This is a genomic window from Rhodococcus sp. Q, from assembly GCF_005503035.1.
Classification (GTDB): Bacteria; Actinomycetota; Actinomycetes; order Mycobacteriales; family Mycobacteriaceae; genus Rhodococcus_G.
Map to the genome: position 1 here is coordinate 49,135 of NZ_SCOY01000004.1, position 14,971 is coordinate 64,105.

Below are 14,971 nucleotides of genomic sequence, written 5' to 3' on the forward strand. Positions count from 1 at the left end.
ACGCATTGATGCAGTATTTCCGCTTCGGGCGGGGTCCGGGGCGGAATTGCGTTACGGAGTGGAACCGTTCTCGGTGGCCTTGCTCTCGGCCGCCTTCGCCGCCGCGCGCGCCGCCTTGGCGCGGTCCGCGACGACGGCGATGCGGGAGGCGTTGATTCCGCTGGCGAGCGGGTAGCCGACGTACTGGGACAGCAGGATGACGATCTCCTCCATCTGCTCCTCGGTCAGTTCCTCGTTCTGCAGCGCCGCGTTGATCTGGACCTTCGCCAGATCGAACTGGCCCTGCGCGGCGAGGGCGCCGAGCACGAGGAGCCTGCGGTCGCGGATCGTCAGTCCCGGCCGGTTCCAGATGTCGCCGAAGAGGTGCTCGACGGTCTGGGTGTAGAAGCTGCCGAGGTCGCCCGAGGGCATGTCCCAGCCGTACACCGTCTTCATCGTCTTCAGGCCACGGGCCCGGACCTCGCTGATCCCGTTCTGGTCGGTCATGCGTGCTCCTTCTGGAAAGCGGTCGAGATGTCGCCGGGGCCGACACCGAGGCCCGCGCCGAGCCCGGCCAGGGCCCGCACGGCGAGAGGCAGGTCGACGTCGAGGCGGTCACCGAGGCCGAGCGCGAGGGACAGGTCCTTCTCCCCGAGGTTGCGGGCGTGAGACAGGATCGGGAACCAGGGATCGGTCTCGGCGAGTTGTGCCGTGGTCTCGCGCAGCATGATCGCCCCGGCGCCGCCGGTGATGGCGTCGGTGTGCCGGACCACCTTGCCGAGCTCGCGGATGTCGATGCCCGCCGCCTCGGCGAGACGCTGGGCCTCGGTCGCGGCGGTGAACGAGATGAAGTGAAGCAGGTTGCGTGCCAGCTTCATCCGCGTCCCGGCGCCGACCTCTCCGGCGTGCACGACCAGTTCGGCGAAGCGAGCGAACGGTTCGCGGACCGCGGCGAACGCCTCGTCGGTGCCGCCGACCATGATGGCGAGGCGTCCCTGCTGGGCGCCCATCGCGCCGCCGCTGATCGGCGCGTCGATCAGGTGCACCCCGACGCTCTCGCACGTGGCGGCCAGTTCGACGGCGGTGGTGTCCGAGATCGTCGAGTGCACCGCGACGACCGTGCCCGGCCGGGCGGTCGACAGGATGCCGTCCGGGCCCGCGACGACGGCGCGCACCTGCGCGTCGTCGAGCACGGTCACGGAGATGACGGACGCCGCCGCCGCGACCTCCGCGGGGGTGCTCGCGGCGCGGGCACCCTTCGCGGTGAACGGTTCGACGGCCTCGGCTCGCGCGTCGCACACGACGAGCCCGCCCGGCCAGTCGAGGAGCCGCTTGGCCATCGGGGCACCCATGTTGCCGAGGCCGATGTACCCCACCGTCACCGCTTCGCCTGCCGCGGTGGCGAAGGCTTCGGTGCCGCTCACGACCGGTACACCTGCCCGCCGTCGACGTTGTAGATCTGTCCGCTGATCCAACTCGCCTCGTCGGAGAGCAGGAACAGGCACAGGCCGGCCAGGTCCTCCGGGGTTCCCATGCGCTGCAACGGGATCCGGCTCACGATCTGGTCGACGATGACCTTCGGGGTGGAGGTGCGGGTGGCCTCGGTGTCGATCGGGCCCGGGGCGATCGCGTTGATCCGGATCTTCGACCAGCCGAGTTCGGTGGCCAGCTGCTGGGTCAGGCTGTTGATTCCGGCCTTGGCCAGGCCGTAGTAGTTCGAGTAGGTCCAGGCCGCGGTCGAGGACTGGTTGACGATGGAGCCGCCCTTGGCGCGCATGTGGGGGACCACGGCGCGGCACACCTGCAGGGCGCCGTCCATGTTGACGCTCATGAACCTGCGGTAGTAGTCCCAGTCCACGGTCAGCAGCGAATCGATCTTCATGCCGCCGTAGATCGCGGCGTTGTTGACGAGGTGGTCGATGCCGCCGAACTTCTCGATCGTCGCGTCGGCCAGCGCCTGTGCCGATGCGCCGTCCGAGACGTCGACCTGCTGGAAGAACGCGGAGCCGCCGTCGGCGACGATCTGCTTCGCGACCTGTTCGCCGAGTTCGGCGTTCAGGTCGGCGACCACCACGTTCGCGCCGTCGGCCGCGAGGCGCTGGGCGTAGACCTCACCGATGCCCTGTGCGGCACCGGTGACGATGGCGGTGCGTCCGTCGAAACGTCCCATCTTTGGGTCCTGCTTTCTGTCGTGAGTGCTGGGTCTGATCGTGGTTGTGGGTCCGGAGGTGAGCCGCTCGGGCGTCAGGAGGTCGCAAGGTCGGCGACGAGCTTGGTCTCGAGGTACTCCTCGAAACCGGCGACGCCCATCTCGCGGCCGATGCCGGACTGCTTGTATCCGCCGAAGGGTGCGTCGGCCGAGTACCAGATGCCGCCGTTGACGCCGAGGGTGCCGGTTCGCACTCCGCGGACCACGTGGTCGATCCGGGCGGGGTCCGTGCCGAAGACCGTCCCCGACAGTCCGTACGGGGAGTCGTTGGCGATGCGGATCGCGTCGTCGTCGCCGTCGTACGGGAGGATCACGAGGACGGGGCCGAAGATCTCCTCCTGCGCAACGCGTGAGGAGTTGTCCAGTCCGGCAACGAGAGTCGGTTGGACGAAGTAGCCGCGATCCTGCCCCTCGGGGCGGCCGCCGCCGGTGACGATCGTGCCGCCCTCCTCGACGGCGAGCGTGAGGTAGCCCTCGACGCGCTCGCGTTGCTTCGCGGAGATCAGTGGGCCGCAGATGGTTCCGGGTTTGGTCGGATCGCCGACCCCGACGCCTGCCATTCCCTTCGCCGCCGCGGCGACCGCCTCGTCGTACTTCTCCCGGGGGACGAGGAGGCGGGTGCTCAGGGCGCACCCCTGGCCGGCGTGCACCGAGACGGAGAACGCGGCCATCGAGCAGGCGGCCTTGATGTTGGCGTCGTCGAGGACGATGAACGCGGACTTGCCGCCCAGTTCGAGGAAGACCTTCTTGAGGGTCTGTGATGCCGCGGCCATCACGGCGCGGCCGGTTGCGGTGGATCCGGTGAAGGAGATCAGGTCGACGCGCGGGTCGGTGGACAACTGCGCACCGAGAGCGTGGTCGGTGGAGGTCACGATGTTCACGACGCCCGCCGGGATGTCCGTCTCCTCGGCGATCACCTTGCCGACGAGGGCTGCACACCACGGTGTGTCCGGTGCGGGTTTGAGGACGACGGTGTTGCCTGCGGCCAGTGCGGGGCCCAGCTTGGCGAAGTTGATCTGGTGCGGGAAGTTCCACGGGGTGATCGCGCCGACGACGCCGATCGCCTCCTTGAGCAGGCGTCGATGGGTCGGTATGCCCATCGGGCTGGCCTTGCCGAGGTCCTGGTCCCAGGCGTAGGTCTCGACGAGATCGGCCCAGTAGCGCAGGTCCTCGATCGGCCCTTCGAGCTGGGGGCCGTTGGTGAGCATGGAGGGCGCGCCGACCTCGGCGATCGTGATCTGACGCAGTTCTTCGATGTGCGATTGCAGGGCGTCGCACAGTTGCCGCAGGCAGCGTGCGCGGAACGCGTGATCGCGGGACCAGTCAGTGGTGTCGAACGCGCGGCGGGCGGCGTCGATCGCCGCGTCCATGTCGGACGCGGTGGCCTCGGCCGCGTGCCCGATCACCTCTTCGGTCGCCGGGTTGACGACCTCGAAGGTGCCGCCGGAGCCGGGAACGAGCTTTCCGTCGACGAGGAGCGTCGAAGTGTCACCGACGAGGAGCGTCGACGTGGTCTCGGCGAGCGGTGTCGAGTTGTCGGCAGGTCGAAGCGTCATTGCGAAAAGCCTTCCTTTCTGGACAGGTGTCTGGACTATAGTTCGAACAAATGTCACACGCAATGGGTATCGGGCAGAGGCGATTTGAGAACACCTCTCGACAAAGCGGGAACGGCATGTCTACTGTGGGCACCGCCTCGACGCCCCGGAGCGAACAGCCGGGCTGTGGGTCGAGTCGCTCGCATCGTTTCCCTGTCCGACCGATCGAAGGGAGTCAGCCATGAGTCGAGTCGCCGGCGATCGTTCGCCGTCGCGAGCGACGCGGAGTGTGTCGTCGCGAGCCGCGCGGACTGTGCCGTCGCGATCGACGAGGAGTGCGCAGTAGGCCGCGCGGTCCTGCTGAGCAGCGACGATGGCACGCGACGCGATCCGGGGGCCGGCCCGGAAGGATGGCTATGGGCGGCAACCTGTAGTAATGTCTGGACACGTGTCTAGTAGAGTGACGAGCACCAACTTCGAGTCCACCCGTCGGCGCCTGACCCCCAAGCAGGCCGAAACCGTCGACCGTCTCTGTGCGGCGGCTGTCGAGGTACTGCGGGAAGAGGATTTCGCCGGCCTGACCGTCCGCACCGTCGCGGCGCGGGCAGGCGTCGGCCCTGCCACGGCCTACACGTACTTCTCCTCGAAGGAACACCTTGTCGCAGAGGTGTTCTGGCGCAGGCTCGCACAGTCGCCACGGCCCGAGTCGGACGGTCTCGACCGGACGGGTCGGGTGGTGACCGTGCTCCGCGACATCGCTCTGCTGCTCGCCGACGAACCCGGACTCTCGGCCGCCGTCACCAACGCCCTGCTCGGTAGCGACCCCGATGTCGAACACCTGCGGGTGCGGATCGGCATCGAGATCCGTGAACGACTACTCGGTGCACTGGACGCCGAGGACAACCCGGACCTGCTCGAAACACTCGAACTTCTCTACGCCGGAGCGCTGCTCCGGGCCGGTATGGGCTATGGGTCCTACGAGAACCTGGCCGACCAGCTGGAGCGTTCCGCCACAATCATTTTGGAGTGATCACATGCCCGACCCGACGCCAGGGGCTCGCATCGAGACGACAGGTGCGGCTCTGATCGATCCTCTCGTCTTCAACCCCTACGACTATGACTTCCACGACGATCCGTACCCGGTCTATCGGCGGCTCCGTGAGGAGGCTCCGCTCTACCACAACCCGGACATCGGGTTCTGGGCACTGTCGCGGCATTCGGACGTGCAGGACGCATTCAAGGACAACACCCGGTTGTCCAGTGCGAACGGCGTCTCGCTCGATCCGGCCGCATACGGACCCCACGCGCACCTGGTGATGTCCTTCCTCGCGATGGATGATCCGCGGCACATGCGCCTGCGCCAGTTGGTGTCTCGGGGATTCACCCCGCGTCGCGTCACGGAGTTGAGCGGCCGGATCCACGAACTGACGATTCGGTATCTCGAGCCGGCGCTGGCGTCGGGGGAGTTCGACTGGATCGCGGAGGTGGCGGGGAAACTGCCGATGGACGTGATCTCCGAGTTGATGGGTGTCCCGCAGGCCGATCGTGCCGAACTCCGCAGGCTTGCCGATCTCGTCGTTCACCGCGAGGACGGCGTGCTCGACGTGCCGCAGGCGTCGGTCGAGGCGTCGCTCACGCTGATGACGTACTACAAGGAGATGATCGCGGAGCGTCGGCGCTCGCGGACCGAGGACATGACATCCGCCCTGCTCGATGCGGAGATCGACGGCGACAAGCTCTCCGATCAGGAGATCCTCGGGTTCATGTTCCTGATGGTGGTGGCAGGAAACGAAACCACCACCAAGCTCCTCGGCAACGCTCTGTACTGGGGTGGACACAACCCCGATCAGGTCGCGCAGGTTCTGGACGATCCGGAGCGGGTGTCGGAGTGGGTCGAGGAGACGCTGCGCTACGACACGTCCAGCCAGATCGTCGCCCGGACCACCGCAGTCGATCTCGAGTACCACGGGGTGACGGTGCCTGCGGGGGAGAAGATGCTGCTGCTGATGGGTTCGGCGAACCGCGACGACGACGTGTTCGACGACGCCGACGAGTTCAGGATCGGCCGCGACTCGACCAACAAGCTCGCGAGTTTCGGTGGCGGGGTGCACTTCTGCCTCGGTGCCCACCTCGCGCGACTCGAGGCCAACATCGCGCTGCAGGAGTTCGCACGCCGCGTGCGGGAGTACGAGGTCGTCGAGTCCGGAATCGAACGTGTTCATTCGACCAACGTGCGGGGCTTCGCGGCCCTGCCAGTGAAGGTGAAGGTGCGCTGATGCCCCGTTTCGACCCCCAGCCCGCTCGTCGCCCGGCAGTGATCAGCGGCGCGTCCTCCGGCATCGGTGAGGCAACCGCGTACGCGCTCGCCGAACTGGGCCATCCGGTCGCGCTCGGCGCGCGCCGCGTCGAGCAGATCGAGGCGACGGCGGAGAAGATTCGCAGCAACGGCGGTGAGGCGTTCGCCCATTTCCTCGATGTCACGGACGGCGAGTCCGTCGACGCTTTCGTCACCGCAGCAGAGGCGGCGATCGGTCCGATCGAGATCGCGGTCTCCGGTGCGGGCGACCTCGAGTTCGGGATGGCCGACGAGATGGACCCCGTCCGGTTCGCGAAGCAGATCGACGTGCACCTGGTCGGGGCTCAGCGGCTCGCGCACCGGATCCTCCCCGGGATGCGGGAGCGCAGGCGCGGCGACTTCGTCCTGATCGGCTCCGACTGTGCGGACCGTCAGCGTCCCGGTATGGGCGCCTACGACGCCGCCAAGGCCGGCCTCGAGGCGATGGGTAGGCAGATGCGAATGGAGCTCGAAGGCACCGGTATTCGCGCATCTGTCGTCCGGCCCGGCCCGACCTTCACGGGCATGGGTATGAACTCGACACCCGAGATCCTCGCCCCGGTGGCCGAGTTGTGGTCCAAGTGGGGGTTTGCGCGCCACGGTTACATGCTGCGCGCGTCCGACATGGCGAACGCGATCATCGCGGTCGTCTCGGCACCCCGCGGGGCGCACCTGGTTCTCGTCGAGGTGCAGCCCGAAGCGCCCCTGGCGCCCCTTCCGATGACCTTCGATCCGCAAGGACGGTGACCGACGATGACACTTCCCAACCCGCCCCGCGTGTCCGGTGGCGAACACGAGCACGGCCACCTCGAAGAGCTGCGTACGGATCCGATCGCGCTGATGAAGCGGGTCCGTGAGGAGTGCGGCGACGTCGGAGTCTTCCGGCTGGTCGACCGTGACGTGGTGATGCTCTCCGGTGCGGAGGCCAACGAGTTCTTCTTCCGTTCCGATGACGAGGACCTCGACCAGCAGGCGGCCTACCCGTTCATGAAGCCGGTGTTCGGCGAGGGTGTCGTGTTCGACGCGAGCCCCGAGCGCCGCAAGGAGATGCTGCACAATTCGGCCCTGCGCGGTGAGCAGATGAAGGGCCACGCCACGACCATCGGCATCGAGGTCGAGGACATGGTCGCCAAGTGGGGCGACGAGGGCGAGATCGACCTGTTGGAGTTCTTCGCCGAGCTGACCATCTACACCTCGTCCGCGTGCCTGATCGGCAAGAAGTTCCGCGACGAACTCGACGATCGCTTCGCCAAGCTGTATCACGACCTGGAGCAGGGAACCGACGCGCTCGCCTTCGTGGACCCGTACGCGCCGATCGAGAGTTTCCGGCGCCGCGACGAGGCCCGTCTCGCACTCGTGGATCTCGTGCAGGGCATCATGGACGGCCGCATCGCGAATCCCCCTCAGGGCAAGGAAGATCGGGACATGCTCGACGTCCTGGTGTCCATTCCCGGGGACGACGGGAACCTGCGGTTCAGCGCCGACGAGATCACGGGCATCTTCATCTCGATGATGTTCGCCGGGCACCACACCACCTCCGGAACGGCGGCCTGGTCGCTGATCGAATTGTTGCGCCACCCGGAGACGATGGAGCAGGTGACCGCCGAGCTCGACGAGCTGTACTCCGACGGCGCCGACATCAGCTTCCACGCGCTGCGGCAGATTCCGGTGCTCGAAGCCGTCATCAAGGAGACGCTGCGTCTGCATCCGCCGCTGATCCTGCTGCTCCGAGTCGCCCGCGGCGACTTCGAGGTAGGCGGCTACGCGATCGCGGAGGGCGACCTCGTCGCGGCGACGCCCGCGATCTCGAACCGCATTCCCGAGGATTTCCCGAACCCCGATGCCTTCGACCCGGGTCGGTACATCGACCCGAATCAGGAGGACATCGTCAACCGGTGGACGTGGATTCCGTTCGGCGCGGGCAGGCACCGCTGTGTCGGCGCGGCGTTCGCGCAAATGCAGCTCAAGGCGATCTTCTCGATCCTGTTGCGTGACTTCGAATTCGAGATGGCTCAGCCCTCGGACACCTACCGCAACGATCACAGCAAGATGGTGGTGCAGCTGCAGCAGCCCTGCAAGGTGCGCTACCGCAGGCGGACGGCGCGGGCCGAGTCCGTCGGCGCCGCACCTGTTGTCGCGACCGGCTGCCCGGTCGCCCATAGCGAGGCATGACCGTGCGCGTCGAGGCGGACCTGGACCTGTGCCAGGGGCACGCCGCGTGCGAGATGGAGGCGCCGGACGTGTTCTCGGTGCCGAAGCGGGGCAAGGTCGAGATCCTGGACGCGAACCCGCCCGAGTCGCTGCGCTCCGACGTGGAGGCCGCGGTGCGGTACTGCCCGACCCAAGCCCTGCGGATCGTTCCCGACTGATCCGGAAACCACATTCTGTCACTGCCCGACAACAACTTTCGAGGAGAACGTCATGACCGGATTCGACCGCGCCGAGCTCGACGAAATGGTGGAGCGCTGGGTGGAGGGCAACAAGAAGGCCGAGGCGGCCGGCGACTGGAAGCCGCTGGCGGAGTTCTACACCGAGGATGCGACCTACGGATGGAACTACGGCCCCAAGCAGGACTTCATGGCCGTCGGCCGCGAGGAGATCCGCGACGTGGCCCTCGGCCTCGAGATGGACGGACTCGAGGGCTGGGAGTACCCCTACCAGGACTTCGTCATCGACGAGCGCAGCGGCAACGTCATCGGACTGTGGAAGCAGGTCGCCGACGCGAAGCGCGAGGACGGCACCAACTACAGCGTCTACGGCATCGGTGGCAGCTGGTTCCGCTACGGCGGCAACTTCCAGTGGTCGTGGCAGCGGGACTTCTTCGACTTCGGCAACGTCTCGGCTCTGTTCATCGAGATGATCCAGAACAATGCCCTGTCTGCGGGCATGCAGGCCCGGATCCAGCGTTCCGTTTCCGGCAAGGACCTGCCGGGCTGGTACAAGGTCGGCACCGCGCCGGTTCCGCTGTGGTGAGCACTCGGCCGCATCCGTCGCCCTCGTTCGCGGCGCTCTCCCGGGCGGATCTCGCCGTCCTCGTTCCCGAACTGCTGCTGTGCGGCCAGCTCATCGACCGGTCCGGGATGGCACATCTCATCGTCGAGTTCGGCCGCGAGGGGATGGCGGCGGTCGCGATCGAGGAGTGGCAGGCGTCGAGCCCCTGGTACACGAAGCGCATGCAGAAGGCGCTGCGGTACGAGGGTGACGACGTGGTGACGATCTTCAAGGGGCTGCAACTCGACATCGGGGCGCCACCGCAGTTCATGGACTTCCGCTACCGGGTGGACGATCCGCAGCACGGCGAGTTCTGGCTCGACCACTGCGGGGCGCTGATGGATGTCGAGCCCCTCGGGGACGAGTACGTGACCGCGATGTGCCACGACATCGAGGACCCGACCTTCGATGCCACCGCGCTGGCGACGAATCCGTATGCCCAGGTGCGGCCGATCCATCGGCCCCCGCGCCGGCCCGCGGACCGGAACCCGCACTGCGCGTGGACGGTGATCATCGACGAGTCGCACGTGCCTCCGGTGATGGAGCCGCACACCGAGCAGATCGGCCGCACGGCCGCGAACTCGGTCGAACTCTCCGCGATCGACCCCGCGGATGAGGGAAACGGCGACTATTCCGGTCCACTCCTCTCGGATGTCCGGTTCGGAGACTTCTCGAAGTCGGCGTTGGTGCGGATCGCGGAGGAGGTCTGCCTGCAGCAGCACCTGCTCGCACTGGGCTTCCTGATCGCGGTCCGCAAGCGGGCCGACGAGGACAAGGCCCTCGAGATCACCCGCAAGCAGCTCACGGGCATCGCGGGTGTGACCTCGCAGCGGATTCGGGATGCACTCGGACTTCCGGCGGACCTGGAGGGCTTGGCGTCCGTTCTGTCCCTGCATCCGCTGTTCTCACCGAAGCAGTACGTGGACAGTGAGATTCGCTTCGAGGACGGCGAGCTGCAACTGTGGCTCGGACGCGGTGGCCTCGCGGACGTCGATGGTGCGTGGCCGACGCTGGTGGACGCCGATCACCTCGATGCGATGCAGTCGTTGGTCCGCGGCGTGAACCCGCATTTCACCGTCCGTGTGGTGAGCGAGGAGCCGGCCGGGCTGCTGCTCGTCGTCGACACCGCCGACGAACCGGCACGCGAGTGCGTCGAGGTCGCGATCACCAAGGTCAGCTCCGGCGCCACTTTTGTTTTCGAAGATCGCGGAATTCCGCTCCCGCTCTATGTAATCTGACGCTCTCGCATTCGGTGTTTCTTCGACGCCCACACCGGTGCGGCCGAACTCCAGACTGAGGACATCGACAATGGCCTACACGTTTGCTGATCTGTTCGAACATTCGGTGGATGCGATGCCCGACCGGCTCGCGATGATCGTCTCCGGCGAGGAGGTGACCTATCGCGAGCTGGACGAGCGTGCGAACCGGCTTGCCCACCACCTCGCGGACGAGGGTTTCGGCGCCGGTGCCCACATCGGCATCCACATGCACAACTCGATCGAGACGATGGTCGCGATCATCGCCGCGTTCAAGCTCCGCGCGGTTCCGCTGACCGTCAACTTCCGGTACACCAGCGACGAGCTGCACTACCTGTACGACAACGCCGATCTCGTCGCACTCGTGTACCACCGCGGTTTCGCGGACACGATCGCCGAGGTCCTGCCGGACACGCCCCGGATCCGGCACCTGATCTCGGTGCCCGACGAGCTGGCGACCGGGAACGAGAGACCACTTCCGGGCGCGCTCGCCTACGAGGACGTTCTCACCGAGGGCAACCCGGAGCGGGGATTCGGGGAGCGCAGTCCCGACGACCATTACATCTTCTACACGGGCGGCACCACCGGGCGACCGAAAGGCGTGGTCTGGAGGCACGAGGACATCTGGCGGGTGCTCGCCGGCGGTATCGACTTCTACAGTGGGGAGGCCGTTGCCGACGAGTTCCAGCAGTCTCGCAACGGTGTTGCCGCCGGCGAGCCGATGCGCTGGGTGATGCTGCCCCCGCTGATCCACACGTCCGCGATGATGCCGACGTTCAACGCGTTCTTCTCCGGCAACACCGTCATCATGACTCCGAAGTTCGACGCAACGCGTGTCTGGCAACTCGTCGCGGAGCACCGGCCTCAGGTCATGGTGATCACCGGTGACGCCATGGGCAGGCCCCTCGTCGAGGAGTTCCACAAGCAGGACGGCGACACCTCGAGCCTCGCGGTCCTCGCCTCCGGTGCGGCGCTGTTCTCGGGCGCGGTGAAGGACGCCTTCTTCGAGGCGATGCCGAACCTGATGATCTCGGACTCCGTCGGTTCCTCCGAAACAGGCTTCGGGGGTATCGGTTTCGCGACCAAGGGTCTCGAGCAGCACGGCGGGCCCAAGGTCGGGGCGAACAAGTACACCGTCGTCGTCGACGACGACAACCGGATCCTTCCCCCGGGCTCGGGCGGCGAGGGCTGGCTCGCCAAGCTCGGCAACGTTCCGGTCTGCTACTACAACGACCCGGTCAAGTCCGCGGAGATCTTCCGCGAGGTGGACGGTGGGAGAGCCGTCGTCACCGGTGACCGCGCCAGGATCGAGGACGACGGGTCGATCACCCTGCTCGGCCGCGGCAACATGGTGATCAACACCGGTGGAGAGAAGGTGTTCGCCGAAGAGGTGGAAGCCGTCGTCAAGGCGCATCCCGACATCTACGACGCCATCGTGATCGGCGTCGCCGACGAGCGGTGGGGTAGTCGCGTCGCGACCGTGGTCCGCCTCCGGGACGGCGTGGACGCCGATTTCGAATCGATCGAGAAGCACACGCGCAGCCAGCTCGCCGGCTACAAGATCCCGCGTGCCTTCTGGATCACGTCGGATGTGGCACGCACACCCAGTGGAAAGCCCGACTACGGCTGGGCCAAGAACCACGCGGCGACGACCGACGCCGATCACCGCATCGACTAGCTCCCGCGCGCGGCGCGGGCGGGCGAGGAGCCAACTGCATGGCCGACAACATCGACCTCGGTCTTCCCGAGGGATTCGACTTCACCGATCCACACCTGCACGGCGAACGGATGCCGTTCGAGGAGTACGCGAGGCTGCGCAAGCACGCGCCGGTGTGGTGGAACGCCAAGGAACCGGGCATCGACGGGTTCCATGACGACGGGTACTGGGTCGTCTCTCGGCACGCCGACATCCGGGACGTGTCACTGCGTTCGGAGGAGTTCTCCTCCAACGTCAACGGCGCCATTCCCCGGCACGAGCCGACGATCTCCGCGGAGGAGCTCGAGGTCACCAAGCATGTGCTGATCAACAAGGACGCACCCGATCACACGAAACTGCGCAAGCTGGTCTCCCGCCTGTTCACGCCGCGGTCGGTGGAGTCGATGCGCGACGAACTGGACGAGCGGGCGGAGCAGATCGCCAGCGGTGCCGTCACCAACGGCACGGGGGACTTCGTACACCAGGTTGCGAGTGAGCTTCCCATGCAGGCGATATCCGAGCTCCTCGGGGTTCCGGCCGAGGCGCGTCAGCAACTGTTCGAGTGGTCGAATCAGATGACGGGCTACGACGACGACACCCTCGGGGGCGAGTCACGGATGGCGTCCGCGCAGATCCTCGGCTACGCATACGAACTCGCGGAGGCCCGACGGGCGGAGCCGCTCGACGACATCATCTCCGCCCTCGTGCAGGCCGACGTCGACGGTGAAGCTCTCACCTCGGAGCAATTCGGCTTCTTCGTGGTCATGCTCGCGGTGGCGGGGAATGAAACGACCCGCAACGCAACCACTCTCGGACTGATGGCGTTCCTTCAGAATCCGGACCAGTGGGAGTTGTTCAAGCGAGAGCGGCCGAAGACCGCGGCCGACGAGATCATCCGGTGGGCGTCGCCGCTCATCGCGCAGCAGCGCACCGCAGTGGTGGACACCGAGATCGGCGGCACCGCGATCAAGGCGGGACAGCGTGTCGTGCTGCTGTACGGGTCCGCGAACTTCGACGAGGAGGTGTTCGAGAACCCGACGACCTTCGACATCCTGCGAGACCCGAACCCGCACCTCGCGTTCGGCGGCACCGGCCCCCACTACTGCATCGGTGCGAACCTGGCGCGGATGGAGGTCGACCTCATCTTCAACAAGATCGCCGACCACATGCCCGACATCACCGCGATCGGTGATCCGCGTCGCCTGCAGTCCGGGTGGATCAACGGAATCAAGGAGTTGCGGGTCGACTACGGGTGCCCGGTATCGGCGCAGGCGTCCGCGGCCTCCGACGCGTGCCCAGTGGTGCACTGACATGACGGCGGCGGCGGGGGGAGGCCGGACGGCGGCGGCGGTGCGGGGGCCGCTGCGAGGGCTTGGCGAGTTCTACAAGATGGCGGCCGACGTCGCGGTCGGGCTGGTGCGGACACGATTCCAGGTTCAGGAGTTCCTGGAACAGAGTTGGATGATCGCGCGGGTGTCGATCGTCCCGACGATCCTGGTTGCCGTGCCGTTCACGGTGCTGGTGAGCTTCACGCTGAACATCCTGCTCCGCGAGATCGGTGCTGCCGACCTCAGCGGCGCGGGTGCGGCACTGGGCGCGGTGACCCAGGTGGGTCCGGTGGTGACGGTGCTCATCGTCGCGGGCGCGGGAGCGACCGCGATCTGCGCCGATCTCGGCTCGCGGACGATCCGTGAGGAGATCGACGCGATGGAGGTCCTCGGCATCGACCCGGTCAACCGCCTGGTGATCCCTCGTGTGGTCGCGTCGACCGTTGTCGCGTTGCTCCTCAACGGCCTGGTCTGCGTGATCGGTATCGCCGGCGGCTTCGTCTTCTCGGTGTTCCTGCAGGGCGTCAACCCCGGCGCCTTCGCGGATGGAATCACCCTGCTCACCGGGCTTCCCGAGGTCGCGATCTCGATGGTGAAAGCCGCGCTGTTCGGGCTCCTGGCCGGCCTCGTCGCCTGCTATCGAGGTCTCGCCGTTCGTGGCGGCCCGAAGGGTGTGGGGGAGGCGGTCAACGAGACCGTCGTGTACGCGTTCATGGCGCTGTTCGTGGTGAACACCATCGTCACCGCGATCGGCATCCGGCTGGCGGCGGGATAGGTGGCGATGGCACTCTCACTGACCGGCAAGTTCGGGCCCACCCGGGCGCGGGTCGCTCGCGCGTCCCGGTCGATGGACGACCTGGGACGTCAGGCGGTGTTCTTCGGCCGCGCGATCGCATACATTCCGTGGGCGCTGCGCAAGCATCCCAAGGAGGTACTGCGGCTGATCGCCGAGATCAGTATGGGTACCGGTGCCCTGGCGCTCATCGGCGGCACGGTCGCCGTCGTCGGTTTCCTCACCCTCGCCTCCGGCGGAACCATCGCGATCCAGGGATTCAGCTCCCTCGGCAACATCGGTGTCGAGGCGCTGACGGGATTCTTCTCCGCGTTCATCAACGTCCGCATCGCCGCACCGGTGATCGCGGGAATCGGGCTGTCCGCCACCATCGGAGCGGGTTCCACCGCTCAGCTCGGCGCGATGCGGATCAGCGAGGAGATCGACGCCCTCGAATCGATGGCCATCTCCTCCGTCCCTTATGTGGTGAGCACGAGAGTCCTCGCGGGGATGCTGTCGATCCTGCCGCTGTACTCGCTGGCGCTGGTGGCCTCGTTCCTCGCCGGGCGGTTCACCACTGTCGTGATCTTCGGACAATCACCAGGTCTGTACGACCACTACTTCTCGACCTTCCTCAACCCGATGGACGTCGCGTGGTCGTTCGTGCAGGTGCTGGTGATGGCGATGCTCGTGATGCTGATCCACACGTACTACGGGTTCAACGCGGCCGGAGGCCCGTCGGGCGTGGGGACCGCGGTCGGCAGGGGGGTGCGCCTGTCGCTGATCTGCGTGGTCGGGGTGACGCTCCTCGTCTCGCTCGCCATCTACGGCGGCTCCGGCAACTTCAACCTGTCGGGCTAGGGGGCTGGC

15 protein-coding genes are annotated in these 14,971 nt (G+C 66.9%); 11 read left to right on the forward strand and 4 right to left on the reverse strand.

Features of this window, described 5'->3' with window-relative positions:
- Nucleotides 1–51: 51 nt before the first annotated feature.
- The 4 genes from FFS72_RS05805 to FFS72_RS05820 all read right to left on the reverse strand — a co-directional run bounded on the left by FFS72_RS05805 (nt 52) and on the right by FFS72_RS05820 (nt 3,744).
- Nucleotides 52–486, reverse strand: a complete 435-nt coding sequence (locus FFS72_RS05805; protein ID WP_137873063.1) for a carboxymuconolactone decarboxylase family protein — start codon at nt 484–486, stop codon at nt 52–54.
- Nucleotides 483–1,403 carry an NAD(P)-dependent oxidoreductase gene (locus FFS72_RS05810; protein WP_137873064.1) on the reverse strand — a complete coding sequence of 307 codons (921 nt, stop codon included), beginning with the start codon at nt 1,401–1,403 and terminating at the stop codon, nt 483–485. The genes FFS72_RS05805 and FFS72_RS05810 overlap by 4 nt, the downstream gene beginning before the upstream one ends.
- Nucleotides 1,400–2,149: an SDR family oxidoreductase gene (locus FFS72_RS05815; protein WP_050067205.1), complete on the reverse strand. Its 750-nt coding sequence runs from the start codon at nt 2,147–2,149 to the stop codon at nt 1,400–1,402. The genes FFS72_RS05810 and FFS72_RS05815 overlap by 4 nt, the downstream gene beginning before the upstream one ends.
- A 74-nt stretch (nt 2,150–2,223) precedes the next feature.
- A complete protein-coding gene (locus FFS72_RS05820) occupies nt 2,224–3,744 on the reverse strand; it encodes an aldehyde dehydrogenase (protein WP_137873065.1) in 1,521 nt (506 codons plus the stop codon).
- A gap of 415 nt (nt 3,745–4,159) precedes the next feature.
- Here FFS72_RS05820 and FFS72_RS05825 point away from each other — a divergent pair, with 415 nt between their 5' ends.
- The 11 genes from FFS72_RS05825 to FFS72_RS05875 all read left to right on the forward strand — a co-directional run bounded on the left by FFS72_RS05825 (nt 4,160) and on the right by FFS72_RS05875 (nt 14,962).
- A complete protein-coding gene (locus FFS72_RS05825; RefSeq protein ID WP_050067207.1) occupies nt 4,160–4,753 on the forward strand; it encodes a TetR/AcrR family transcriptional regulator in 594 nt (197 codons plus the stop codon).
- Between the two features lie 4 nt (nt 4,754–4,757).
- Entirely contained in the window at nt 4,758–5,999 is a 1,242-nt protein-coding gene (locus FFS72_RS05830; RefSeq protein WP_137873066.1) for a cytochrome P450, read from the forward strand.
- A complete protein-coding gene (locus FFS72_RS05835) occupies nt 5,999–6,805 on the forward strand; it encodes an SDR family oxidoreductase (RefSeq protein ID WP_137873067.1) in 807 nt (268 codons plus the stop codon). Before FFS72_RS05830 ends, FFS72_RS05835 begins: the two co-directional genes overlap by 1 nt.
- A gap of 6 nt (nt 6,806–6,811) precedes the next feature.
- On the forward strand, nt 6,812–8,230 hold the full coding sequence (gene cyp51 / locus FFS72_RS05840; RefSeq protein ID WP_137873068.1) for a lanosterol 14-alpha demethylase: 1,419 nt from the start codon (nt 6,812–6,814) through the stop codon (nt 8,228–8,230).
- Complete coding sequence (locus FFS72_RS05845) at nt 8,227–8,427, forward strand: ferredoxin (RefSeq protein ID WP_171018572.1); 201 nt, start codon at nt 8,227–8,229, stop codon at nt 8,425–8,427. Before cyp51 ends, FFS72_RS05845 begins: the two co-directional genes overlap by 4 nt.
- A 52-nt stretch (nt 8,428–8,479) precedes the next feature.
- Nucleotides 8,480–9,031: a Cif family virulence factor gene (locus FFS72_RS05850; protein WP_137873069.1), complete on the forward strand. Its 552-nt coding sequence runs from the start codon at nt 8,480–8,482 to the stop codon at nt 9,029–9,031.
- On the forward strand, nt 9,025–10,287 hold the full coding sequence (locus FFS72_RS05855) for a hypothetical protein (RefSeq protein ID WP_137873070.1): 1,263 nt from the start codon (nt 9,025–9,027) through the stop codon (nt 10,285–10,287). The genes FFS72_RS05850 and FFS72_RS05855 overlap by 7 nt, the downstream gene beginning before the upstream one ends.
- A 70-nt stretch (nt 10,288–10,357) precedes the next feature.
- Nucleotides 10,358–11,983 (forward strand): acyl-CoA synthetase, encoded by a 1,626-nt coding sequence (locus FFS72_RS05860; RefSeq protein WP_137873071.1) that lies wholly within the window; start codon nt 10,358–10,360, stop codon nt 11,981–11,983.
- Between the two features lie 38 nt (nt 11,984–12,021).
- Complete coding sequence (locus FFS72_RS05865; protein ID WP_137873072.1) at nt 12,022–13,311, forward strand: cytochrome P450; 1,290 nt, start codon at nt 12,022–12,024, stop codon at nt 13,309–13,311.
- A 79-nt stretch (nt 13,312–13,390) separates the two neighbouring features.
- Nucleotides 13,391–14,104 carry an MlaE family ABC transporter permease gene (locus FFS72_RS05870; protein WP_050067257.1) on the forward strand — a complete coding sequence of 238 codons (714 nt, stop codon included), beginning with the start codon at nt 13,391–13,393 and terminating at the stop codon, nt 14,102–14,104.
- Nucleotides 14,105–14,110: 6 nt separating this feature from the next.
- A complete protein-coding gene (locus tag FFS72_RS05875) occupies nt 14,111–14,962 on the forward strand; it encodes an MlaE family ABC transporter permease (protein ID WP_137873074.1) in 852 nt (283 codons plus the stop codon).
- Nucleotides 14,963–14,971: the final 9 nt, after the last annotated feature.

What these genes read in the sequence shown, in the direction of transcription:
- FFS72_RS05825 (WP_050067207.1), top strand. Translation starts at nt 4,160, where the DNA reads ATGTCTGGACACGTGTCTAGTAGAGTGACGAGCACCAACTTCGAGTCC.
- FFS72_RS05815 (WP_050067205.1), bottom strand. Translation starts at nt 2,149, where the DNA reads ATGGGACGTTTCGACGGACGCACCGCCATCGTCACCGGTGCCGCACAG.
- FFS72_RS05860 (WP_137873071.1), top strand. Translation starts at nt 10,358, where the DNA reads ATGGCCTACACGTTTGCTGATCTGTTCGAACATTCGGTGGATGCGATG.
- FFS72_RS05835 (WP_137873067.1), top strand. Translation starts at nt 5,999, where the DNA reads ATGCCCCGTTTCGACCCCCAGCCCGCTCGTCGCCCGGCAGTGATCAGC.
- cyp51 (WP_137873068.1), top strand. Translation starts at nt 6,812, where the DNA reads ATGACACTTCCCAACCCGCCCCGCGTGTCCGGTGGCGAACACGAGCAC.
- FFS72_RS05870 (WP_050067257.1), top strand. Translation starts at nt 13,391, where the DNA reads ATGGCGGCCGACGTCGCGGTCGGGCTGGTGCGGACACGATTCCAGGTT.
- FFS72_RS05875 (WP_137873074.1), top strand. Translation starts at nt 14,111, where the DNA reads ATGGCACTCTCACTGACCGGCAAGTTCGGGCCCACCCGGGCGCGGGTC.
- FFS72_RS05850 (WP_137873069.1), top strand. Translation starts at nt 8,480, where the DNA reads ATGACCGGATTCGACCGCGCCGAGCTCGACGAAATGGTGGAGCGCTGG.
- FFS72_RS05865 (WP_137873072.1), top strand. Translation starts at nt 12,022, where the DNA reads ATGGCCGACAACATCGACCTCGGTCTTCCCGAGGGATTCGACTTCACC.
- FFS72_RS05845 (WP_171018572.1), top strand. Translation starts at nt 8,227, where the DNA reads ATGACCGTGCGCGTCGAGGCGGACCTGGACCTGTGCCAGGGGCACGCC.
- FFS72_RS05820 (WP_137873065.1), bottom strand. Translation starts at nt 3,744, where the DNA reads ATGACGCTTCGACCTGCCGACAACTCGACACCGCTCGCCGAGACCACG.
- FFS72_RS05830 (WP_137873066.1), top strand. Translation starts at nt 4,758, where the DNA reads ATGCCCGACCCGACGCCAGGGGCTCGCATCGAGACGACAGGTGCGGCT.
- FFS72_RS05805 (WP_137873063.1), bottom strand. Translation starts at nt 486, where the DNA reads ATGACCGACCAGAACGGGATCAGCGAGGTCCGGGCCCGTGGCCTGAAG.